General features: G+C 49.3%; 19 protein-coding genes. 17 read left to right on the forward strand and 2 right to left on the reverse strand.

The window, feature by feature from the left end; all coding sequences use genetic code 11:
- Window position 1 precedes the first annotated feature (1 nt).
- The 14 genes from C8R30_RS08190 to C8R30_RS15735 all read left to right on the forward strand — a co-directional run bounded on the left by C8R30_RS08190 (window position 2) and on the right by C8R30_RS15735 (window position 16,799).
- Window positions 2-1,729 (forward strand): peptidoglycan D,D-transpeptidase FtsI family protein, encoded by a 1,728-nt coding sequence (locus tag C8R30_RS08190; RefSeq protein WP_107789926.1) that lies wholly within the window; start codon window positions 2-4, stop codon window positions 1,727-1,729.
- Window positions 1,729-3,300 carry a UDP-N-acetylmuramoyl-L-alanyl-D-glutamate--2,6-diaminopimelate ligase gene (locus tag C8R30_RS08195; protein WP_107789927.1) on the forward strand — a complete coding sequence of 524 codons (1,572 nt, stop codon included), beginning with the start codon at window positions 1,729-1,731 and terminating at the stop codon, window positions 3,298-3,300. The genes C8R30_RS08190 and C8R30_RS08195 overlap by 1 nt, the downstream gene beginning before the upstream one ends.
- Window positions 3,294-4,676, forward strand: coding sequence for a UDP-N-acetylmuramoyl-tripeptide--D-alanyl-D-alanine ligase (locus C8R30_RS08200; protein WP_107789928.1), 1,383 nt, complete (start codon window positions 3,294-3,296; stop codon window positions 4,674-4,676). The genes C8R30_RS08195 and C8R30_RS08200 overlap by 7 nt, the downstream gene beginning before the upstream one ends.
- An 83-nt stretch (window positions 4,677-4,759) precedes the next feature.
- The gene (gene mraY / locus C8R30_RS08205; protein ID WP_107783997.1) at window positions 4,760-5,845 is read left to right on the forward strand and encodes a phospho-N-acetylmuramoyl-pentapeptide-transferase; all 1,086 of its coding nucleotides are present in this window, start codon (window positions 4,760-4,762) and stop codon (window positions 5,843-5,845) included.
- Window positions 5,842-7,251, forward strand: a complete 1,410-nt coding sequence (gene murD, locus C8R30_RS08210; RefSeq protein ID WP_090667276.1) for a UDP-N-acetylmuramoyl-L-alanine--D-glutamate ligase — start codon at window positions 5,842-5,844, stop codon at window positions 7,249-7,251. Before mraY ends, murD begins: the two co-directional genes overlap by 4 nt.
- Before the next feature lie 3 nt (window positions 7,252-7,254).
- A complete protein-coding gene (gene ftsW / locus C8R30_RS08215; RefSeq protein WP_090667279.1) occupies window positions 7,255-8,415 on the forward strand; it encodes a putative lipid II flippase FtsW in 1,161 nt (386 codons plus the stop codon).
- 24 nt (window positions 8,416-8,439) lie between these two features.
- Window positions 8,440-9,522: an undecaprenyldiphospho-muramoylpentapeptide beta-N-acetylglucosaminyltransferase gene (gene murG / locus C8R30_RS08220; protein ID WP_258191967.1), complete on the forward strand. Its 1,083-nt coding sequence runs from the start codon at window positions 8,440-8,442 to the stop codon at window positions 9,520-9,522.
- Window positions 9,519-10,934, forward strand: coding sequence for a UDP-N-acetylmuramate--L-alanine ligase (murC, locus tag C8R30_RS08225; RefSeq protein ID WP_090667282.1), 1,416 nt, complete (start codon window positions 9,519-9,521; stop codon window positions 10,932-10,934). Before murG ends, murC begins: the two co-directional genes overlap by 4 nt.
- Window positions 10,935-11,004: 70 nt before the next feature.
- A complete protein-coding gene (gene murB / locus C8R30_RS08230) occupies window positions 11,005-11,970 on the forward strand; it encodes a UDP-N-acetylmuramate dehydrogenase (protein WP_090667495.1) in 966 nt (321 codons plus the stop codon).
- Window positions 11,970-12,887 carry a D-alanine--D-alanine ligase gene (locus C8R30_RS08235; RefSeq protein ID WP_090667498.1) on the forward strand — a complete coding sequence of 306 codons (918 nt, stop codon included), beginning with the start codon at window positions 11,970-11,972 and terminating at the stop codon, window positions 12,885-12,887. Before murB ends, C8R30_RS08235 begins: the two co-directional genes overlap by 1 nt.
- 112 nt (window positions 12,888-12,999) lie before the next feature.
- Window positions 13,000-13,653, forward strand: coding sequence for a cell division protein FtsQ/DivIB (locus C8R30_RS08240; protein WP_244888021.1), 654 nt, complete (start codon window positions 13,000-13,002; stop codon window positions 13,651-13,653).
- A 19-nt stretch (window positions 13,654-13,672) separates the two neighbouring features.
- Window positions 13,673-14,911: a cell division protein FtsA gene (ftsA, locus tag C8R30_RS08245; RefSeq protein WP_090667288.1), complete on the forward strand. Its 1,239-nt coding sequence runs from the start codon at window positions 13,673-13,675 to the stop codon at window positions 14,909-14,911.
- 67 nt (window positions 14,912-14,978) lie between these two features.
- Complete coding sequence (gene ftsZ / locus C8R30_RS08250; RefSeq protein WP_090667290.1) at window positions 14,979-16,124, forward strand: cell division protein FtsZ; 1,146 nt, start codon at window positions 14,979-14,981, stop codon at window positions 16,122-16,124.
- Window positions 16,125-16,610: 486 nt separating this feature from the next.
- Window positions 16,611-16,799: a hypothetical protein gene (locus C8R30_RS15735; RefSeq protein WP_143068209.1), complete on the forward strand. Its 189-nt coding sequence runs from the start codon at window positions 16,611-16,613 to the stop codon at window positions 16,797-16,799.
- A gap of 195 nt (window positions 16,800-16,994) precedes the next feature.
- Here C8R30_RS15735 and mutL read toward each other — a convergent pair whose 3' ends face one another.
- On the reverse strand, window positions 16,995-18,770 hold the full coding sequence (gene mutL, locus C8R30_RS08255) for a DNA mismatch repair endonuclease MutL (protein ID WP_090667293.1): 1,776 nt from the start codon (window positions 18,768-18,770) through the stop codon (window positions 16,995-16,997).
- 224 nt (window positions 18,771-18,994) lie between these two features.
- Between mutL and rpiA the strand changes: the two genes are divergently transcribed.
- The 3 genes from rpiA (at window position 18,995) to ppx (ending at window position 22,068) form a co-directional block, all read left to right on the forward strand.
- A complete protein-coding gene (gene rpiA, locus C8R30_RS08260; protein WP_107789929.1) occupies window positions 18,995-19,654 on the forward strand; it encodes a ribose-5-phosphate isomerase RpiA in 660 nt (219 codons plus the stop codon).
- Between the two features lie 76 nt (window positions 19,655-19,730).
- On the forward strand, window positions 19,731-20,438 hold the full coding sequence (phoU, locus tag C8R30_RS08265) for a phosphate signaling complex protein PhoU (RefSeq protein ID WP_090667299.1): 708 nt from the start codon (window positions 19,731-19,733) through the stop codon (window positions 20,436-20,438).
- Between the two features lie 112 nt (window positions 20,439-20,550).
- Window positions 20,551-22,068, forward strand: coding sequence for an exopolyphosphatase (ppx, locus tag C8R30_RS08270; protein WP_107783404.1), 1,518 nt, complete (start codon window positions 20,551-20,553; stop codon window positions 22,066-22,068).
- Between the two features lie 26 nt (window positions 22,069-22,094).
- Here the strand turns inward: ppx and C8R30_RS08275 are convergent, their stop codons facing one another.
- Entirely contained in the window at window positions 22,095-22,559 is a 465-nt protein-coding gene (locus C8R30_RS08275; RefSeq protein WP_275587409.1) for a type IV pilin protein, read from the reverse strand.
- Window positions 22,560-22,700: the final 141 nt, after the last annotated feature.

The following is a 22,700-nucleotide window of genomic DNA, read 5'->3' on the forward strand; positions in this document are numbered from 1 at the left end:
CATGTGGCGTGATTCATCATCCTTATCGATTTTACCCGCTTGGCGTTCACGTCTGCTGGTCATGCTTTTATTGCTTGGGATGATTGTTTTGGCAGTGCGGGCAATTTATTTGCAGGGTTTTAACAAGGATTTTTTGCAACAACAAGGTCAATCTCGCTATAGCCGTGTCATCGAATTGAACGCGCAGCGAGGGAAAATTACAGACCGGCATGGTGAAGTCTTGGCAATCAGTGCCCCTGTAAAATCTGTCTGGGCCGATCCACAAAAAGTCAGCGTTACACCGGAGCAAATACAGGCGTTGGCTCGTCTAATCGAAATGGATGAGGAAGTCGTTCGCAAACGGTTATTGGATCAAAGAAAACGATTTGTTTATTTGCGAAGACAATTGCCGCCAGAGATAGCTGCAGGTATAGCAAGTCTCAATATTGCAGGTGTTTATCTTAAAAGGGAGTTTTACCGTTATTACCCCACAGGCGAAGTGGCGGCCCATATTCTTGGTTTTACGGACATAGATGGAAAAGGTCAAGAGGGCGTGGAACTGGGCTGGGAGGACGTGCTCACGGGTGAACACGGGAGCCGCCGTGTGATCAAAGATCGCATAGGACGAGTCATTGAGAGCGTGGAGAAAATTCGTTCTCCTAGGCCTGGTCAAAATTTGGCGCTGTCAATCGATAGCAAGATTCAATATCTTGCCCATCGAGAATTGAAACGCGCGGTGAAAATCAACCAAGCAAAGGCGGGCAGCGTGGTCGTGCTGGATACGCAAACAGGAGAAGTGTTGGGACTGGCTAACTACCCTGCCTACAACCCCAATCAACGATCGAGTATACGCCCTGGGAAGACCCGTAATCGGGCGCTGGTAGACGTTTTTGAGCCAGGCTCGACATTGAAGCCGTTTGCAGTTGCGGTCGCAATGGAGGTGGGTAAAATTAATGCAGATACCTTGTTTCATACCTCTCCCGGCCTGCTCAAGATAGGCAACAGAACGATCCGTGATGTGCGTAATAAAGGAACGATAACTGCATCGCAAGTCATTCAGGAGTCCAGCAATGTAGGTGCTGCAAAAATTGCTTTATTACTTCCTCCCCAAACTTTTTGGGAAATGTTGAGTCGCTCCGGTTTTGGAATGCCAACAGGTCTCAGTTTTCCTGGTGAATCGACGGGCGTTTTGCGTCCCTATCATCGGTGGCGGCCAATAGAGCAAGCAACGATGTCTTATGGGCATGGTATTTCAGTCAATTTAATGCAATTGGCGCGTGCCTATACCATTTTTGCGGCAGATGGGCAGCTAAGACCCGCCTCCCTTTTAAAGCAAGATGTTGTGCCTGCCGGACAGCAAGTCATTTCCCGAGAAACAGCTCAGGCAATGAGTAGAATGTTAGAAATGGCAGTGCAGCCAGGAGGCACCGGTATGCAAGCGAGAGTGAGTGGCTATCGGGTTGCTGGCAAGACAGGAACTGCGCATAAACCGTTGGAAGGAATGAGAGGTTATTCAAAAAATCGCTATATCTCAACTTTTGTGGGTTTTGCACCGGTATCGAATCCTCGTTTAGTGGTGGCGGTCATGATTGATGAGCCTTCTGCAGGACAATATTTTGGAGGAGCCGTGGCAGCTCCGCTATTTAGTCAGGTTATGTCGGGCGCGCTGAGACATTTGAACGTACCTCACGACGCACTGGGCAATATCGTTACCTCGCCATTGCCTGCGACCTTTGGGAATGAAGGATAATGGCAAGCGCAACGCCAAAATCGGGTGAACATTTCGTAACCCAGCTGCTCGAAAAATTAGGTGTGCCTGTCAAACACCTCGTGACCGATAGCCGTAAACTGAGGGCAGGCGATACCTTTCTCGCTTATGCCGGCGAGAATTACGATGCACGAAAAGATATTCCGCAAGCCATTGCAGCGGGTGTCAATGCAGTGATATGGGAAAAGCATCAATTTGCCTGGGACGCGGGTTGGAAAATACCTAATTGTGCAGTTAAGGGGTTACAAACAAAGGCAGGTGTGATTGCCAGTCACGTATATGGGCATCCTTCGCAGAAATTGTGGCTGGTTGGTATTACGGGTACCAACGGTAAAACATCATGTAGTCATTGGTATGCTCAAACCATGACCCATCTCGGAAAGAAAACGGCGGTGATAGGCACGCTTGGGAATGGATTTCTGGATGCGCTCAAACCTTCGGGAAATACAACACCCGACGCTGTTTTGCTCCAAGAAGAGATCGCAAACTTGCTTTCCGCCAATGCGGCTTGCGTGGCAATGGAAGTTTCTTCGCATGGTCTGGCACAGGGGCGCGTTAACGGTGCCAAATTCGCCGTGGCGGTTTTAACCAATCTGTCACGCGACCACCTAGATTATCATGGCAGCATGGATGCTTACGCTGCTGCCAAAGCAAAATTATTCTTCTGGTCTGACCTTCAATGCGCAGTGTTGAATCTGGATGACGTATTGGGAATGGAGTTGCTACATCAGCTTGCTTGTAAGGAGGATCTGCAGATTATCGGCTATGGATTCAGATTGCCGGATAAAATTGGCAGCTATGCCAAGAATGTTCAGTTGCTGCGCGGAAAAAATCTGGCAGTGCATATTGATGGGTTAACATTTGATGTTGAATGGGATGGGCGGCATGGGCGTGTCAGCGCTGGCTTGATGAGCGCATTCAATGCATCGAATTTGTTAGCGGTGTTGTCCGCCTTGCTAGCAAGTGGGATCGATTTTCAGGATGCAATCGCTGCGTTATCGCAAGTGAGACCCGTCGCTGGCCGGTTGGAAAGATTGGGTGGAGGTGATCAGCCCGTTGTTATCGTTGATTATGCGCATACGCCGGATGCCCTTGAAAAGGTGCTGATTGGGTTACGAGAGATGATTGCTACCCATCGCACAAAAAACGAATCGAACTTGCAGAAACCCAGATTGATTTGTGTGTTTGGTTGTGGGGGCGATCGTGATCGGGGGAAACGTCGGCTTGCGGGTGAGATCACGACCAGATTGGCCGATGAAGTCATTATTACCAGCGATAATCCACGCAGCGAAGAATCACACGTCATTATTGATGAGATTATTTTGGGTATACCGCGTAACCGTCGTAATTATGCCATAGAGGATGATCGTGCTTCTGCCATCTACCAGGCCATACACAGTGCTCGTAAAGGTGATGTGGTGTTGATCGCCGGCAAGGGATCCGAGGCTTACCAAGAGATCAAAGGAAAAAAAATACCCTTTGATGATCGAGAAGTCGCACGTCAGGTACTCCGTGATTTGGCCAATCTGAAGTCACAGGCGTTGTTATGTTGACCGTGCAAGAGGCAGCACAGGCGCTGCAAGCTGATTGGTATGGTGACAATGTTGTATTCACGAGTGTGAGTACGGATAGTCGAACCGTTCAGCCCGGTGATCTCTTTGTGGCACTATCCGGTGAGCGCTTCGATGGTCATCAATTTATTATCAGTGCGCGAGACCAGGGCGCAGTGGCTGCTATGGTCGATAAAAAGACCGATCGCACGCTGTCTTTGCCAGAATTTGGTTGGTTGAGTGTGCAAGATACCCGATTGGGCTTGGGTCAACTCTCATCTTTCTGGCGAACACGCTTTTCTTTGCCGCTTGTAGCCGTTACCGGGAGCAACGGTAAAACGACCGTCAAGGAAATGATTGCCTCGATTTTCAGCGAGGCAGTCAAAAAAAAGATTAAGGAAAAAAATTCTGCTTCCGGCAGTGTACTGGCCACCCTGGGTAACCTTAATAATGATATCGGCGTACCTCTGATGTTACTGAGGTTGCGTGACTACCATAGATATGCCGTAATCGAAATGGGTATGAATCATCTGGGGGAGATCGCTTATTTGACACAACTAGCCAAACCCACCGTCGCAGTGATTACAAATGCAGGTGCGGCTCATATCGAGGGGTTAGGATCGGTTGAAGCGGTTGCTCAGGCCAAAGGCGAAATTTTTAATGGTTTGACTAACGACGGCATAGCCATCATCAATGCAGATGATCGCTATGCTTTTTTATGGCGGAAGCTTGCTGGAAAAAGACGCGTTATCGACTTCGGCATAGATCAACCCGCACAAATCACCGCCCAGCCTTGGTCTGGGGATGGCAAGACCGCATGGCAGATGAATTTCCCGGGTGATAGCGTGACGTTTCATTTACAAGTTCCTGGTCGGCATAATATTTGCAATGCGCTTGCCGCAGCGGCAGCGGCATTCGCCGTCGGCATTGATCAGCATACGATTGTGGCAGGATTGACAGCATTTGCTGGTGTGCAGGGCCGTATGCAAAAAAAACGGGGTTTACACAATGCAATCTTGATCGATGACACCTATAATGCCAACCCCGAATCGATGAGGGCTGCACTTGCCGTATTGGCAGATACCCCAGGGAAAAGGATACTGGTGTTAGGTGATATGGGTGAATTGGGTCCCGATGCCGCCGAGTTTCACCATCAAATAGGTGTGGAAGCAAGTCATGTGGGAATAGAAAAGTTGTTTACATTAGGGGATTTGAGCGAACATGCCGCAAAGGGTTTCGGTAAAGGTGCCCAGCATTTTACCAGTATCGAGGCACTGTTGGCAGCAGCCGAGAAGTCGTTGGATATCGGTGTCACTATGCTGGTAAAGGGTTCGCGCTTCATGCAGATGGAACGTGTAATAAAACGGTTAGAGCGTTGAGGTGCTATGGCTTCTTATTGACAAATAAGTAATGGCAGAAAGTCACTGCAATATTGGCAACCTGTATTGTTCTTAGGATAAGTATGCTACTAATAATTACCCAATGGATTGCACAGGATATTCGTGCATTTAATGTTTTTAGTTATATTACGCTCCGCACGATGCTGGCTGCACTCACTGCGTTGGTGATTTCATTTATCGTCGGACCCCTGATGATACGTAAATTAACGGCGTATAAGATTGGTCAATCAGTGCGGGATGACGGCCCGCAAACCCATCTGGTCAAGGCAGGTACACCCACCATGGGAGGGGCGTTGATACTCGTCTCGATCGTCATTACCACGCTGTTATGGGCGGATCTCGATAATCGGTATATCTGGACAGTTTTATTGACGACTTTGGGGTTTGGCCTCATTGGTTGGGTAGACGATTATCGCAAAGTTGTTCACCGTAATTCCAAGGGTCTTTCCGCGTCTGTCAAATTTTTCTGGCAATCTGTCATTGCATGTTGTGTGGCATGGTATCTCGTCTCAACAGCGGAACTTCCGGAACAAACCAATATGATCGTCCCTTTCTTCAAAGAAGTCGCGATCCCATTAGGTGTTTTTGGTTTCGTGGTGCTGACCTATCTGGTCATCGTGGGCACAAGCAATGCAGTCAATTTGACAGATGGCTTGGATGGCCTCGCTATCATGCCGACAGTCATGATCAGTGGTGCGTTAGCTATTTTTGCCTATGTGGCAGGCCATGTCGTCTTCGCGAAATACTTGGGTATCCCTTATATCCCGGATGCTGGCGAGCTGGCTGTTTTTTGCGGCGCGTTGGCGGGTGCCGGCTTGGCATTTCTATGGTTTAACACGTATCCGGCAGAAGTTTTTATGGGTGATGTGGGCGCACTTGCCCTGGGGGCGGCACTCGGTGTGATTACAGTGATCGTTCGCCAGGAAATTGTATTGGTCATCATGGGGGGAGTATTTGTAATGGAAGCACTGTCAGTGATGCTGCAAGTGGCTTCGTTTAAGCTGTTTGGTAAACGTATTTTTCGCATGGCGCCGCTGCATCATCATTTTGAGCTGAAGGGCTGGCAAGAAAACCAGGTGGTCGTCAGGTTCTGGATTCTGACGATCATTTTAGTATTGGTGGGATTATCAACGTTGAAGCTAAGATGAATTGGCACGGTAAAAAATGGCTCGTACTGGGAATGGGAGAAACTGGTCTATCCATGGTGAGGTGGTTGACCCGGCAGGGTGCGGAGGTATGCGTGGCTGATAATCGTGTCGCGCCCCCCAATTTGCCTATTTTGGAACAAATGATACCTGCTGAAAAAATATATTGTGGCCCATTTAATGCGGCGGCATTTGATGATGCTGACGCAATTGCGATTAGCCCAGGGGTGCCGCTCGCTGAGCCGCTGGTACAAGACGCCATAAGACGAGGCGTGCCTGTGGTGGGCGATGTTGAGTTGTTTGCCTGGGCGCTCGATCAAGCCGAACAACCCCGTCCTAAAATATTGGCCATAACGGGTTCGAATGGCAAAACGACAGTTACGACGATGGTGGGTGAAATGGTCAAAAATGCCGGCTGCGACGTGGAAGTTGCCGGCAATATAGGCCCCGCGGTATTGGAGGCGCTGATGCGTCGTATGGATTGGGGGAAACTCCCTCAATACTGGGTGTTGGAGCTTTCGAGTTTTCAATTGGAAACGACACGACACCTTGCAGCCGATGCAGCAGCAGTGCTTAATTTAAGCGAAGATCACTTTGATCGCTACACCAGCATGCATGATTATGCGGCGGCCAAAGCCCGGTTATTCATCAGTGATAGAGAAAGTGTGCAAATTCTGAATAGGGATGACGCAGCAATACGCGCCATGGCGTTGCCTGGCAGAAAGCAATTGACTTTTGGTTTGGGGGAACCACTTTCTGATAGGGATTTTGGCTTACAGCGGAATGGCATCGATATTTGGCTTGCACAGGGCAAGATCAACTTACTCAAAACCAGTGAAATATTGGTGCCAGGCATGCACAATATTGCCAATGCATTGGCCGCGATGGCGTTGTGCCGGGCGGTGGCCCTACCTTATGAACCTTTGTTGCAGGCCTTGCGCGAGTTCAAGGGGTTGCCACACCGCATGCAAAAAATTGCCGTGATCAATGATGTTACCTTTTATGATGATTCTAAAAGTACTAACGTGGGATCAGCGATTGCAGCATTGAACGGCATGCAGAAAAACGTTGTGCTGATTGCCGGCGGAGATGGCAAGGGTCAGGATTTTTCTCCATTGAAGCCAGCCGTTGCTAGCTGCGCACGCGCTGTCGTACTACTTGGCCGGGATGCTCATAAGATCGCCGAGGCCATCCAGGATAGCCAAGTCCCTCTCCATTATGTAGCAACGATGGAAGAAGCCGTGCGGCTCAGTTTTTTATTGGCGCATCCGGGTGATGCAGTGATGCTATCACCTGCGTGTGCGAGTCTAGATATGTTCAAAAATTACATTCATCGGGCGGAGGTATTCACGCACGCCGTCAAAGAAATTGAACAAAAATTTGTTCATTCTGATCGGGAGAGCCACTGAGCCATGATTGTTTTGCCTGATATCGATCGTGAAAAACTGTCGGCAGATTTCGATTTTTATTTAATCTGGTCGACATTGCTCTTGATGGGTCTTGGGTTGGTGATGGTCTATTCCGCGTCAATCGCGATTGCTGAGTCAGAATATGGTGAAAGTGGCTCCTATTATTATTTGATCCGGCACAGTATTTATTTGTTCATAGGATTGTCGACTGGGTTTCTAGCCTTCCATTTTCCGATGCGCGCGTGGCGTACCTACTGCCCTCATTTGATCCTGATCGGAATCGTATTGCTGGTTCTAGTGCTGCTTCCTGGAATTGGCCGGGAAATCAACGGAAGCCAACGCTGGATATCGCTGGGTATCGTCAATTTTCAACCATCCGAGCTGATGAAATTGTTGATGGTGATCTATACAGCGGATTATGTCGTGCGTAAAACGGCTTACCTGGATAGTTGGCACAAAGGGGTTTTGCCCATCTTAGTCATGATTTCACTGGTCGGTTTTCTATTATTACGAGAGCCCGATTATGGTGCATTCGTGGTGGTAACGGCGATTGCGATTGCGATCATGTTTATGGGCGGTATGAGCTTGAAGCTATTTGTCTGGGTGGCGAGTTTGTTGATTGTCAGCTTAAGTTTATTAATCATGACAGTCGGTTATCGAAGCAGCCGGATCGATGGTTTTCTGGATCCTTGGGCGGATCCTTATGGCAAAGGGTATCAGTTGAGTCACGCGTTGATCGCATTTGGGCGGGGTGAATGGTTAGGAGTAGGGTTAGGCGGCAGTGTGGAAAAGTTATTTTATTTGCCCGAAGCACATACTGATTTCATGTTTTCCGTCCTTGCCGAAGAGCTTGGCTTTGTCGGTGTGGCGGCGGTTATGGCGATGTTTGCCTGTATCGTGATACGTGCTTTTATTATCGGCCGTGTCGCCGCCATGCTGGAAAATTACTTCTCGGCTCTGGTGGCGCAGGGTATTGGTGTTTGGCTGGGATTTCAGGCATTCATCAATATGGGAGTGAATATGGGGATTTTGCCGACCAAAGGGCTGACTCTGCCGCTGATGAGCTTTGGCGGCAGCAGTATTGTTGTCACGTGTATCGCGTTAGCCGTGTTATTGCGAGTCGATTGGGAGAATCGGCAAAAAATAAAGGGGTTGAGCGTGTGATGAAAACGGATCGAGCGAGCTAAAATGGCGCGAACAATCATGATCATGGCGGGGGGTACCGGGGGGCACGTTTTTCCAGGACTGGCGGTGGCAGCTTATATGAAGTCGCTGGATTGGGAAATCATATGGCTCGGTACGCTAAGCGGTATGGAAGCTGAGCTGGTGCGCCAGTATGGGTATCGCTTGGAACTCATCGGATTCACGGGGGTGCGTGGCAAGAAAGCGATCGACTGGTTGTGGTTGCCGTGGCGATTATTGTTGGCTTTTTGGCAAAGCGCTCGCATCATCCGGCGCACGAAACCTGACGTGGTCTTGGGGATGGGGGGCTATCCGGCATTTCCTGGCGGAATCATGGCCTCGCTATTGAATAAGCCGCTTTTAATCCATGAACAGAATGCCATTCCGGGACTCGCCAACAAAATCCTGGCAAGTATTGCGGATAGAACATTGCTCGGTTTTCCTGGTGCTCTCGAAGGTCCAACCAGCAGGATACAAGTGACAGGTAACCCCGTGCGGGAAGATATTGCACGGTTGCCCACGCCCGAAACGCGATTCGCGGGCCGTGCCGGGAGGCTCAAGATACTGGTGATCGGCGGCAGTCTGGGCGCGCATATACTGAATACGACGCTACCTAAAGTACTCAAACTCATTCCGGAGAATGATCGTCCGTGGGTGACGCATCAAGCCGGAAAGACGCATTTGGATGAGCTGAGAAGGTGTTACGACGAGGCAGGCGTGGCAGGTAATCTAGTCGCCTTTATCGATGATATAGCAGCCAGTTATGCCGAGTGTGATTTGGTGATTTGTCGTGCAGGTGCACTGACCATAGCCGAGCTGGCCGCTGTAGGAATCGCAAGTGTGCTTATTCCTTATCCGTTTGCCGTCGACGATCATCAAACCGCTAATGCGCGTTATCTGAGTGAGCAGCAGGCTGCTTGGTTATTACCGCAAGATAAATTGAGTGCTGAAGGACTGGCAGACTTGATCAAAGGGCTAACGCGTGAACGATTGCTGGAAATGGCCATACGTGCACGAAGTCTAGCCAAATCGGATGCGACGCAATCAGTCGCAGAGGCTTGCATAAAAATAGGAAAATCCGAGAGATGAAACACAAGGTCAGGCATGTACATTTTGTTGGCATTGGTGGTTCCGGCATGGGCGGGATTGCTGAAGTGATGATCAACCAAGGATTTAAAGTCAGCGGCTCCGATCTGGCCTATAACCTCACGATCGAACGTCTGCTGCAACTCGGCGCTGCCATTCAAATCGGGCATACCAAAGAAAACATCGCTTCAGCGGATGTCGTGGTGACTTCCACCGCGGTAAAGCCGGATAACCCCGAAGTTGCCGCAGCGCGTGAACGACGAATACCTGTGGTGCCCCGCGCCATTATGCTGGCAGAATTGTTGCGTTTACGTCACGGGATAGCGGTGGCAGGGACGCATGGCAAAACGACGACAACGAGTCTGATTGCCAGTATTCTCGCAGAAGCGGGACTGGATCCAACTTTCGTGATCGGCGGAAAACTCGAGGCGGCAGGGAGTCATGCCAAGCTTGGCAGTGGAGAATTCATCGTCGTCGAAGCGGATGAATCGGACGCCTCTTTTCTCTATCTGCAACCGATTCTGGCAGTGGTTACCAATATCGATGCGGATCATATGACGACTTATGGTCATGATTTCAACAAGCTCAAACAGACTTTTATCGAATTTATCGAACATTTGCCTTTCTATGGTATGGCCGTTTTATGCATAGATGACAAGAATGTATGTGAAATCGCCTCCGGTATCACCAAACCTGTAACCACCTATGGTCTGACAGCACAAGCGCAAATCAGCGCAACCGATATTCGCCATGATAGCGGGAGAATGCATTTCAAGGCGCGTGTTGGTGTAAACGGTTCAGCACGCCAGTTTGGAGTCACGCTTAATCTGCCAGGATTGCACAATGTGCAGAATGCGCTTGCAGCGATTGCCGTGTGTAATGAAATCGGCGTGCCTGATACCGCTATCATTCAAGCGATGGCATCATTCAGAGGGGTTGAACGCCGTTTTCAACGCTACGGTGAAGTCAAGTCTGGACAAAACCGGTTTACTTTGATTGATGATTATGGACATCATCCGGCCGAAATTGCCGCTACCATGGCGGCGGCACGAGGCGCCTTCCCTGGCCGCCGCTTGGTATTGGTTTTCCAGCCCCACCGCTATACGCGTACCCGCGATGTTTTCGAGGATTTTGTCAGTGTGCTGTCCAGTGCGGATATGTTGTTGCTGACCGAAGTGTATGCTGCAGGAGAAGAGCCTATCGTAGCTGCCGATAGCAAGTCATTGGCACGCGCGATCAGGGTGCTCGGAAAATTGGAACCTATCTACGTAGAGGAAGTGGAGGCGTTACCTGCCGCTATCCAGAGTATCGTGATGGACGGCGATGTTGTGCTGGTGATGGGTGCTGGTTCGATAGGCAAAGTGGCTGCCCAGCTATCGCAAATGACAAAAAAATTAGCTGTGATGGGTAGATGAGATCATGAATAAGCTCGCATTGAGGCAACTAGAGGCAAATCAATCGGTAGCGAGTCATCATGTGAGCGCGATGTATATTTCAGATAAGGAATGTTCGCTTGGGACGGATGCGGCGCTGTTAAGAGGCGAATGGCGGCTACGGGAATCGATGCGTAAGCATATTTCATGGCGTACCGGAGGGATCGCGGATAATTTTTATTTGCCTGCAGATTTGCAAGATTTTGCTCAGTTTCTATGCCATTGCCCCAATGACCTGCCTGTTCACATTATCGGGTTGGGGAGCAACCTGCTGGTACGTGATGGGGGGATACGCGGTGCGGTCGTCGTGTTGCATGCACGACTGAATGATTTGATCCTGGTTGAACGGCAGGGAATGAGAAGCGTGATTTATGCGGGTGCGGGTCTGCCTTGTGCCAAAGTGGCACGTTTTGCTGCGCTGCACGGCCTGACGGGCGCTGAGTTTCTGGCTGGGATTCCCGGTACAGTAGGCGGCGCTTTGGCAATGAATGCGGGATGCTATGGCGCGGAGACCTGGGAGATTGTTGAGAAGGTCAGCAGCATTGATCGAGCGGGTGGGTTACACGAGCGCGACCCCGATATGTACCAAATCGGCTATCGACATGTTGCCTTGCAACCGTCGCCCGGCAGCCCAAACAGAGAAGAATGGTTTGTCGGAGGATGGTTCAAATTAAAACAGGGTGATCAAACGACGTCTCGACAAAAAATCAAAGCGCTGTTGACAGCCCGGATTCATAGTCAACCCCTGAATTTTCCCAATGCGGGCTCCGTGTTCCGAAACCCACCTGGGGACTATGCTGCTCGATTGATCGAAGCATCCGGGCTTAAGGGCTTCAGTGTGGGAGGCGCCATGGTTTCCACCAAACACGCGAATTTCATCATAAACAAGGGCGATGCGATGGCATCTGATATCGAAGCGGTTATTGCCGAAGTGCGTAATACCGTGAAAGAACGAACGGGTATCGAATTGATACAGGAAGTGCGCATCATTGGTGATGCGATCGGGAGTAATCGATGATGGTTATGCCAAACTTTGGAAAAGTAGCCGTTTTGCTGGGTGGGCGTTCGGCAGAGCGGACGATATCCCTCAAAAGCGGCCAGGCGGTTCTTGACGCGCTGTTGCGTAAGGGTGTGGATGCACATCCTTTTGATCCTGCTCAGCTTCCGATGGAGGCATTGCTGCAGCAAGGTTTTGCACGTGCATTTATCGCATTGCATGGGCGCTTTGGCGAGGATGGTTCTGTCCAGGGTGCATTGGATTTGATGGGAATGCCCTACACTGGGAGCGGTATCCTAGCCAGTGCGCTGGCGATGGATAAATGGCGTACCAAGCTGATTTGGCAGGCTGTAGGGATAAATACCCCGCGTTTCACTGTGATGGATGCTCAGAGCGATTTTGAGCAAATTGCGGATGAACTCGGCCTGCCCTTGATCGTCAAGCCTGCACGCGAGGGATCGACCATCGGGCTTAGCAAGGTTGCAACGAAAGCGGATTTGGTAAAGGCTTATCAACTGGCTGCACAGCACGATGCTATTGTGCTAGCGGAACAGTTTATCGAAGGCAGAGAGCTGACCGCCGCCATTCTGGGTGATACACCCTTACCGTTGGTGCGCATAGAGGTTGCCGGGGAGTTGTACGATTATCACGCCAAGTACCAGGCAAATGACACGCGTTACTATTGTCCCAGCGGCGTAGCCGAAGGATTGAGTCAACAAATACAAACGCAAGCATTACAAGCGCATAGGATATTGGGGTGCGAGGGGTGGAGCAGAATAGATCTTATTCTCGATAAAAACGATCAGCCATTCTTCCTTGAGGCGAATACCTCGCCGGGTATGACGGATCATAGTTTAGTGCCCATGGCGGCAAAAGAAGCCGGTATTTCGTTCGAAGATCTGGTTGTGAAAATTTTAGCGTTGTCCTATGTGGAATAACTACCGATTGCTGAATTTTATTGCCAACATGTTGCTTACCCTAGTGCTATTTGCAGCAATTTATGTCTTCGGATTAAGGGTGATAAAATTACCCCTATTCACATTGAAGGAAATGACAGTGGAAGGCATCAGTGCCATACATGGAGAGCACACTAAGTTGCTGCATGTAACGCGCCATGAGGTGGAGAGCATCGTGCAAAGCGAAGTCGAAGGTAATTTTCTGACAGTCGATTTGGACACTTTACGTGAAGCCTTCAGAGAACTCCCCTGGGTACGCGCGGCGAAGATACAACGGAGCTGGCCATCGGGATTAAAGGTGAAGCTTGAAGAGCACACCGCAATGGCGTATTGGGGGGATGAAGCGTTAGTCAATGTGCATGGTGAGATTTTTCGCGCGCCCATGGATGAAATACTGCCTGTTTTTAGGGGTGCTACAGATGAAAGTGTGGCGGTGATCATTGAGCACTATGTGATTTTTAACAAAATATTGCAGCCGATCCATCAGCGTGTGGCGGAGATTACATTATCTCCACGACATGCCTGGCTCGTTCGGCTGGAGAATGGCACGTTATTGAAATTAGGTCGTGAGCATATCGAGACCCGGCTGAAACGTTATGTTTCGGTTTATAGGCAAAGTATCGTTAACCTGAATCAGTCGATTCCGCTGGGCTACGTAGACTTACGGTATCCCAACGGATTTGCTGTTCATATGTCAGAGGCAATGCCACAGGTTCCGCGTAAGACTGGCAGCGGGAGGAAGTCTTGAAATCAGGGAGGAGAGTTAAATGAGTAAAGCCAAAGAAGGCAGAGACCTGATCGTTGGTTTGGATATAGGTACTTCAAAGATCGTGGCCATTGTTGCTGAAGTCAAGCCTGAAGGCGGATTTGAAATTGTAGGTTTGGGAAGTCATCCCTCTCGCGGGTTGAAAAAAGGTGTCGTGGTCAATATCGAAACGACGGTTACCGCGATTCAACGCGCGCTTGAAGAGGTTGAATTGATGGCGGACTGCAAGATCAGTGGCGTGTACACCGGTATCGCCGGTAGTCACATACGCGGATTCAATTCGCACGGAATGGTCGCGATCAAGGATAAAGAAGTCACGGCAATGGATGTGGAGAAAGTGATGGAGACGGCTAAAGCGGTCAATATCCCAGCTGATCAGCAGATCCTGCACATTCTCAATCAGGAGTTTATTGTCGATGGCCAGGAAGATGTACGAGAGCCTATCGGCATGAGCGGGATACGGCTCGAAGTGAAGGTGCATATTGTAACCGGTGCAGTATCGGCGGCCCAGAACATCATTAAATGTGTTCACCGATGTGGCCTGGAAGTGCGTGATTTGATTCTGCAACCTCTAGCCTCAGCGATCGCAGTCTTGTCCGAAGATGAGAAAGATTTGGGTGTGTGCTTGGTGGATATCGGCGGTGGGACGACGGATATCGCGGTGTTTACCAATGGCGCCATTCGCCATACGGCAGTCATTCCGATTGCGGGCGACCAAATCACCAATGATATTGCGATGGCGTTACGTACACCGACCAAGGATGCCGAGGATATCAAGTGCCGATATGGATGCGCATTACGCGCATTAGCTGATGTGCGCGAGGTGGTCGAAGTGCCCGATGTAGGGAATCGCGGCTCACGCCAGCTATCTAGGCAGACACTCGCAGAAGTGATCGAACCCCGTGTGGAAGAGCTTTATTTATTGATCCAAGCCGAATTACGGCGCAGTGGTTTTGAGCAACTTCTTTCATCCGGTATTGTGATTACGGGGGGAAGCAGTTCATTGCAGGGAATGGTAGAACTGGGTGAAGAAATATTTCATATGCCTGTCCGTTTGGGGATACCGCAGTATCAAGGCAGTCTTGAGGAGGTGGTGCGTACCCCCAGATTTTCTACCGGTATTGGTTTAATCATGGCAGGGATGGAGCAACAACGGCAACATTATCATAGCCAGTTACAAGGAGGATCGGCCAAGCAGGTGTTAGCGAGAATGAAAAGCTGGTTCCAGAGAAATTTTTGACCATCGTGTTGAAAGTATCGCATTAACAAGGAAATTATCTGAATTACTATGCAAAAGGAGAAGCGACATGTTCGAAATCATGAATAATGAGAGTCAGGAAGCCATCATTAAAGTGGTCGGGGTTGGAGGATGTGGTGGCAATGCGGTTGACCATATGATCCTAAATGCCACGAAAGGCGTCGAATTTATTTGTATCAATACGGATGCACAAGCGCTAAAAGGGAATCGTGCCCCTACGTTACTGCAGTTGGGTGCGGGCATTACTCGCGGGCTGGGTGCAGGTGCGAATCCGGAAATCGGAAGAGAAGCTGCTTTGGAGGATCGCGACCGTATCGCAGAATTGATTCAGGGCGCAGATATGCTCTTCATCACAGCCGGTATGGGGGGGGGTACTGGAACAGGCGCGGCGCCGGTGGTTGCACAAATCGCCAAGGAAATGGGGATCTTGACCGTTGCGGTTGTCAGCAAACCTTTTTCATTTGAAGGGAAACGCCTCAAAACAGCGCAAGCGGGTATGGAAGCCTTGTCGCAGCATGTTGACTCTTTGATTGTCATTCCTAATGACAAGCTGATGATGGTGCTAGGTAACGATATCAGCATGCTCGATGCTTTCAAGGCAGCGAATGATGTGCTGTATGGTGCAGTAGCCGGAATTGCCGAAGTGATTAACTGTCCTGGGCTCGTAAACGTCGATTTTGCAGACGTGAAGACCGTTATGTCGGAAATGGGGATGGCCATGATGGGGTCAGCAGTCGCAAGCGGAGTCGATCGTGCGCGTATGGCGGCGGAACAGGCTGTAGCCAGTCCTTTGCTAGAGGAAATCACCTTGTCGGGTGCGCGCGGGGTATTGGTAAATATCACCGCCAGCTCCGGTATGAAGATGCGCGAAGTTCATGAAGTCATGAACACGGTCAAAGAATTGACCGCAGAAGACGCCACTGTCATCGTCGGTACCGTGATCGATGAAGAAATGGGCGAGAATCTGCGGGTAACGCTGGTAGCAACCGGTTTGGGTAGCATTACACAAGCGCAGGCTAGACCGCTTACCGTCATTCATACGCGCACAGGAACCGATGACCGTTCATCGTCGATGTTCGATGAACCTGCAGTTATGCGTACTGGCAGGAGAGGGAATGCGACAGTTGCGGCAATGCAACAATCTGGTGTTGATCCGATGGATATACCGGCTTTTTTGCGAAGACAAGCAGATTGATTGCAAAATCAGAACCAGCATCTCGTACGGTAGCATGATTTCAACTGGGTAATTCCTTAATGCATAGTGGGCTGCCTCTGTTGATTGCAGCAGAGGCAGTTTCACGCAGTGAAAATTATTTGTCCTGATCACCAATAAAAGAGTATCGTTAACGCTAGGGAAGGACGCGCTCTCATCCTTAGATTGGCGATAACCTTATTTCAAACGTTGCCCAACCGATAGGGTGATAGAAGGGCGCTGTCTTTGTATTCAAAGCGCTTGCAGCGTGTTTCTGTCGCTGCTATTGCTGCTTTAATCTCATCCTCGCGATCAAAATCAATGATCTTCAGATTATTGATCTCACACCCCTAAATTAATAAGTACGTCCTAATTCCAGGTTGAGAGAAAGGTTGATTAAGATCAAAGTTCCACGTCACGATCACCCATATCATCTAGACGTAACTTAAAAAAAACGATCCCAATCATATTTACATTAAAGGATACCCCATGAAATTTACTTACGTATTTACCTTTGTTTCTTTACTGGTATTAGTAGGTTGCGGTAAACCATCTGCACCGGAATCTCCCGATCCTTCGACATACGGGCAAACGATCCAGCCGTTCCATCAAATACCGTCGGGTGATCAGGAGGGAGGAGGAAAAGCAAGGTCGGTCACCGAAAAGTCATCTTACTGAAAATAGTATCAGACACCCATACAATGCGAAGGAATAGGGTGCAAAGCAGAATGAGCAATTTCTAATTTGCCAATGGCATGGGGCCGCGCATGAGAAGTATTTCTCGTTGGCTACGGTAAGGCTGCCTCATGCCATGATTCGACTTAATCCCTATACGTCGCAACACAAGCCGATTGAACTACCAGCCGTTATTGTTTATTTTCCGCGCATAAACAGTTTATCCAGTTCAACGAGGCTGAAGCTGAACCAGGTGGGTCTGCCGTGATTACATTGATCTGAGCGCTCCGTCGTCTCCATTTCGCGCAAGAGTGCATTCATTTCCATATTCGTCAACTGCCGGTTGGCACGGACAGCCCCATGACAGGCCATTGTCGCCAGCAGTTCGTTCCGTTTGTTAGCCAGAAGCTGGCTCGCGCCAAATTCGCGAATTTCTGCTAACACATCGCGCGCAAGTTGGATGGCATTTGCCTGTTGTAACACCGTGGGTAGCGCCCGGACAACCAAGGAAGTGGGAGAAAGCACTGCGATTTCAAAGCCTAACTGATTGAGTAAAGCAGGGTGTTCCTCGACGGTGGCAACATCAAGTGGGTCAGCCTGAAAGCTTTCCGGGATAAGCAGGGGTTGCATCGATAAAGTTTGTTGATCGAGCGCCGTTTTGAGCTTTTCATAAACCACGCGCTCATGTGCAGCGTGCATGTCGACAACAATCAGCCCGTGTTCATTCTGCGCGAGGATATAAATGCCGTGAAGTAGGCCCAATGCAAAGCCAAGCGGCGGTATGTGCGGAGCCGATACGGCGATTGGGTTACTGGGCTGTACTTCAGGTAAGGAGGGCTTGTCACCAAATAAGGTTTGATAAAAAGCGGGGGGTTGCGTAACGCTGTCGAGGGGTAAATTTGTTTGTTGTGAATAAATTCTAGGCGCACGTTTGACAGCATGAGCAGCTGGTGGCGTGATCGTGGAAGTCGGTGTGTCGGCTTGACGTGAAGGGGTGGCGAGTACTTTGTTGATGCTGTGGAAAATGAATTGATGGATGGCTCGGGCATCGCGAAAACGGACCTCCGTTTTGGTCGGATGAACATTGACATCGACATTCTCGGGGTTGATTTCAAGGTAGAGTACGAAAGCGGGATGGCGCTCTAGGTGCAATACATCGCGATAGGCTTCACGCAAGGCGTGAGCCACGAGTTTATCCCGCACATAACGCCCATTGACGAAAAAATACTGCATATCGCGTGTGGCGCGTGAATAGGCAGGCAAAGCAACCCTGCCTTGCAAGCGGATATCTGCCGCACTTTCGGAAACGAAAGCCGATGTGTGGCTGAATTCTTCCCCTAGGACTGCAGCAATACGCTTGTTGACGTCGGTGATGTGTAAATGGCTGCGGGTTTTGCCATTGTGTTGCAAACTTAAGGCAATGTCAGCATGCGAAAGGGCAATACGCCTATAGACTTCTTCACAATGCGCAAACTCGGTTGCTTCAGTTTTTAGGAATTTGCGGCGCGCCGGTAGGTTGAAGAAAAGATCGCGAATTTCCAGCGTGGTCCCTTGGGTGCGGGCAGTGGGTTCAGGTGCGACAAGGTGACCTCCTTCTGCCTGGATATGCCATGCATGCTGATCGCTGGCATGGTAGCTTGATAATAATAAGCGGGAGACTGCGCCGATACTGGCAAGCGCTTCGCCCCGGAAACCTAGACTGGTTATTTTTAGCAAATCTTCCTGGGTACTGATTTTGCTGGTTGCGTGGCGTGCAAGCGCAAGAGGAAGATCGCTTCGAGCAATGCCTTTTCCATTATCTGCCACACGTATCAATTTAAGGCCACCTTGGTCAATTTGCACCGTGATGTCCGTTGCACCTGCGTCGATACTGTTCTCAAGAATTTCTTTTAGGGCGGAGGCGGGGCGCTCAATGACTTCGCCTGCTGCAATTTGGTTGATAAGCGTATCGGGGAGTAGCTTGATTGCATTCATACTTGAACAAATAGAAATTTCATGATCATTATTTTGCCTCAAAGTTATGATACCCTTGGTAGAAAATCACTTTCGTGATTCAAAAATATTTTGGCGATCTTTTGCTTGAGCATGAACGGTTAGCACAAGCAAGAGATATGGATTGAACACAGCATGACGATTGTTTAAATAACCTATTATGCCATCCTGGGAGATGGTTTTTTTGATATCGATATAGGAATACCATGACGCAAGATGAACAAAAACGTGCAGCTGCACAAGCTGCCATCCCACATATCCCGATCGGAGCCATTATCGGAGTAGGAACCGGTTCCACCGCTAATTATTTCATCGATGAACTTGCTAAAATCAAGCATAAAATCGAAGGCGCCGTTGCCAGTTCCGAAGCAACGGCGCAACGCTTGAGTAAACATGGTATTGATGTGTTGGATCTCAATATGGTGACGGATATACCCGTTTATGTCGACGGTGCGGATGAAATCACCAAGCACTTGCATATGATCAAAGGCGGTGGCGGCGCATTGACTCGCGAAAAAATCGTGTCAGCGGTCGCCAGGAAATTTATTTGCATTGCAGACCAGAGTAAGCTCGTGGATATACTGGGAACGTTTCCGCTACCGGTTGAAGTCATTCCGATGGCACGTAGCTATGTTGCGCGCGAAATTACGCTGTTAGGTGGCCATCCCGCATTACGGCAAGATTTTGTCACGGATAATGGTAATGTCATTCTGGATGTGCATGGTCTGCAGATCATGAATCCGGTTGAATTGGAGACGACGCTTAACCAAATTGTAGGTGTCGTCACCAATGGATTGTTTGCTCGCAAAGGTGCGGATGTCTTACTGCTCGGAACCGACAAAGGTATTGAGACGATCACAGTTTAGTTTGTATATGATCGGTAAATTGATCACGCGATAGTTAGCGCAAAGCAGTTATATCTGGCTTATCAGAAGGTACGATATGATTAATAAAGAACATATTTCAAAAAGATTTGATGCGGATCTCGAAGAAGTACGCACACGTGTGTTGCAAATGGGGGGATTCGTCGAGGAGCAGATTGAGCGTGCGATAGAAGCGCTAGTCGATGGAAACGAAAGTATTATCGACCAGGTCGTTGCCAATGACCATCGCGTCAACGCCATGGAAGTATCGATCGATGAAATCTGTAATCAGATAATTGCACGCCGACAACCAACGGCCAGCGATTTGCGCATGATCATGACCGTGATCAAAACCATCACCGATTTGGAGCGGATTGGCGATGAAGCGGCAAAAATTGCCCGTATGGCACGATTGATTTATTCAACCGACAAATTACATACACCCCGTTTCTCTGAAATCAAACATGTCGCCAAAATCGCTTTGGACATGCTTCATCAAGCACTCGATGCGTTTGCTCGATTGGATCTGAACGCCGCAGCGCATATCGTGCGACAAGACGAGTTGGTGGATGAAGAGTTCCGGGCTATATTGCGCCAACTGATTACTTTCATGATGGAAGATCCGCGTAAAATATCAACTTCGCTGGAAATTTTATTTATCGCAAAAGCGATCGAGCGTATTGGCGACCACGCAAAAAACATGTCTGAATATGTAGTGTATATGGTCAAAGGCAAGGATGTACGCCATGTGACGGCAGATGAAATTGAGCGCGAAATCAAGAGCTAGTACCGTGAAATATATTTTCAGGTATTTTCTTTGCTGAGTTTTCGTACACCGTTCGCAATTTACCTGGATGATTTTTGTGTGTTAGCCGTGGAATAGGAGAGAGGCATAGCGGATGCGTGAATATTCTACTCTGGCGGCTGTGGATCTGGGTTCCAATAGTTTTCACTTGCAAGTCGCTCGGGTTGTAGATAAGCAACTCTACCCATTGGATAGCTTGAAAGAAATGGTACGTTTGGCTGCTGGGCTCACTGCCGATAAGATATTGGATGACGCCTCTCAGATGCGCGCTTTGGATTGTTTGAGACGATTTGGCGAGCGACTGCGTGGATTCCCGACGCATGCAGTACGCGTGGTCGGCACTAATTCACTCCGGGTGGCCAAGAATGCCGCTCAGTTTCTGAGAAAAGCGGAAGCGGAACTGGGATTTCCTATCGAGGTAATTGCTGGGCATGAGGAAGCGCGTCTTATTTACCTTGGCGTGGCGCATAGCTTACCTGCTTCCGATAATAACCGCCTGATCATGGACATAGGAGGCGGGTCGACAGAATTCATCATAGGCAGTCGTCTCGAGCCAAACAAGCTGGAAAGTCTGTATATGGGGTGCGTCAGCCACAGTTTACGTTATTTTCCAGATGGCAGGATCACCAAAGGAGCCTTGAAACGCGCCGAACTTGCTGCACAAACCGAAATACAAGGTATTTCTACAGAGTTTTCCGCAGCCCAATGGCAGGAAGCCTACGGTTCGTCAGGAACTGCGCGGGCATTGGGGCGTATCCTGAGATTGAATAACTACGTCGATAGTAATCAATCAGAGGGCATCACTTTGGATGGCCTGGAAAGATTCCGTGAATATCTCCTTAAGGCAGGTGATAGCAAAAAACTAGCGATAGCAGGGTTACATCCTGAACGCGCCCCTGTGATTGCTGGGGGCTTTGCCATCATGTTCGCCGCATTCAAAGAACTTGGCATCGAGCGTATGCTCTTAACAACTGGAGCGTTGCGGCAAGGCGTGCTCTACGACATGCTTGGCCGGTTTCATAACGAGGATATGCGCGAGATATCGGTGCAGCAGTTCATGCAGCGTTATCGTATCGATCCCGTTCAAGCCACACGAATAGAATCGCTCTGCATGCAATTGGGAAGGCAGCTGTTGGCCGACTATCCCGACGAGGAAGCAGTGGAGGATGCGTTGCGTTTATTGTCTTGGGCAGCGCGACTGCACGAAGTGGGGATTTCAGTTGCCCATTCTGGTTATCACAAACATTCTGCTTATATTCTTGGTAATGCGGACATACCCGGTTTTTCCAAAATGGAGCAAATGCAGCTCAGCCAGCTCGTGCTTGCTCATCAAGGCTCGCTAAGCAAAGTAAGTGAATTTCTGATAAATCCCATCAGTTTGGCTCAGTCCCTCGCGCTGCGGCTAGCGACGATTTTTTATCGTAGCCGCACCAATATCAAATTGCCCCGCATAAAAATACGAGGTGGAAAGGATGCGTTTGAGCTGTTTATTTCACCCGCATGGCTAGACGACAACCCATTGACGGAAACGCTGTTGCGCGCAGAAGTTGAAGAATGGAGTGCATTGAAAATCAATTTCCATATTCAAGGGTATGCTCAAGAAAAAGGATAGTTCGTTACGGAAACAGGGCTATGTAATTAGCGTTGCCAGCATTCTGCTGCTGTTAATGACGTACCTTCACCTTTGATGCCCTTGTTTCCGGTATGCGTGAGCGTCAACGTGCCGCATGCGTCATTGGCCATCGAGCCTGTCGGAATAGCCTCCAAGGTATAAGTATTTTGTGTCAGTGTGCCGGTAGTAAACTGGATAGTGTATTTTGCACTTCCGGTTTTGGGGGACTGAGTGACCGGCAAGGTGAAATTGGTCGCATCGCTTTTCCGGTCATAGCGATTCGCTTCAGTATAATTGCGTTCCAGCAACTGAGCCATTTCCAGCAAAATACCCTTCGCTTCTGCTCGGTGGGTACGACGAACATGTTCTTGATAGGCGGGGAGAGCAATTGCACCTAGAATACCGATGATTGCAACAGTCATCATCAACTCAATCAGGGTAAGCCCTCGTAATCTCTTTTTTGGCGGCATCGGCATCGTTGGCTCGTTCATTCTTATAGCATTAAAAGCATCAATTATCGCATAACTTGTCAGCTACCAGGGTAAATTTGTTCACTAATCAATCATAATCAAATTCAGAAAGTTATTTAAAGATCTGGACAAAAGAGCACTTTCAGTGTAAAAAGTGCTCAT

This window comes from Nitrosomonas nitrosa (assembly GCF_003051105.1).
In the GTDB taxonomy this organism is placed as follows: domain Bacteria; phylum Pseudomonadota; class Gammaproteobacteria; order Burkholderiales; family Nitrosomonadaceae; genus Nitrosomonas; species Nitrosomonas nitrosa.

Coding starts and splice junctions, on each gene's coding strand:
- C8R30_RS08190 (WP_107789926.1), top strand. CDS start 2: ATGTGGCGTGATTCATCATCCTTATCGATTTTACCCGCTTGGCGTTCA.
- C8R30_RS08195 (WP_107789927.1), top strand. CDS start 1,729: ATGGCAAGCGCAACGCCAAAATCGGGTGAACATTTCGTAACCCAGCTG.
- C8R30_RS08200 (WP_107789928.1), top strand. CDS start 3,294: ATGTTGACCGTGCAAGAGGCAGCACAGGCGCTGCAAGCTGATTGGTAT.
- mraY (WP_107783997.1), top strand. CDS start 4,760: ATGCTACTAATAATTACCCAATGGATTGCACAGGATATTCGTGCATTT.
- murD (WP_090667276.1), top strand. CDS start 5,842: ATGAATTGGCACGGTAAAAAATGGCTCGTACTGGGAATGGGAGAAACT.
- ftsW (WP_090667279.1), top strand. CDS start 7,255: ATGATTGTTTTGCCTGATATCGATCGTGAAAAACTGTCGGCAGATTTC.
- murG (WP_258191967.1), top strand. CDS start 8,440: ATGGCGCGAACAATCATGATCATGGCGGGGGGTACCGGGGGGCACGTT.
- murC (WP_090667282.1), top strand. CDS start 9,519: ATGAAACACAAGGTCAGGCATGTACATTTTGTTGGCATTGGTGGTTCC.
- murB (WP_090667495.1), top strand. CDS start 11,005: ATGTATATTTCAGATAAGGAATGTTCGCTTGGGACGGATGCGGCGCTG.
- C8R30_RS08235 (WP_090667498.1), top strand. CDS start 11,970: ATGGTTATGCCAAACTTTGGAAAAGTAGCCGTTTTGCTGGGTGGGCGT.
- C8R30_RS08240 (WP_244888021.1), top strand. CDS start 13,000: ATGACAGTGGAAGGCATCAGTGCCATACATGGAGAGCACACTAAGTTG.
- ftsA (WP_090667288.1), top strand. CDS start 13,673: ATGAGTAAAGCCAAAGAAGGCAGAGACCTGATCGTTGGTTTGGATATA.
- ftsZ (WP_090667290.1), top strand. CDS start 14,979: ATGTTCGAAATCATGAATAATGAGAGTCAGGAAGCCATCATTAAAGTG.
- C8R30_RS15735 (WP_143068209.1), top strand. CDS start 16,611: ATGAAATTTACTTACGTATTTACCTTTGTTTCTTTACTGGTATTAGTA.
- mutL (WP_090667293.1), bottom strand. CDS start 18,770: ATGAATGCAATCAAGCTACTCCCCGATACGCTTATCAACCAAATTGCA.
- rpiA (WP_107789929.1), top strand. CDS start 18,995: ATGACGCAAGATGAACAAAAACGTGCAGCTGCACAAGCTGCCATCCCA.
- phoU (WP_090667299.1), top strand. CDS start 19,731: ATGATTAATAAAGAACATATTTCAAAAAGATTTGATGCGGATCTCGAA.
- ppx (WP_107783404.1), top strand. CDS start 20,551: ATGCGTGAATATTCTACTCTGGCGGCTGTGGATCTGGGTTCCAATAGT.
- C8R30_RS08275 (WP_275587409.1), bottom strand. CDS start 22,559: ATGAACGAGCCAACGATGCCGATGCCGCCAAAAAAGAGATTACGAGGG.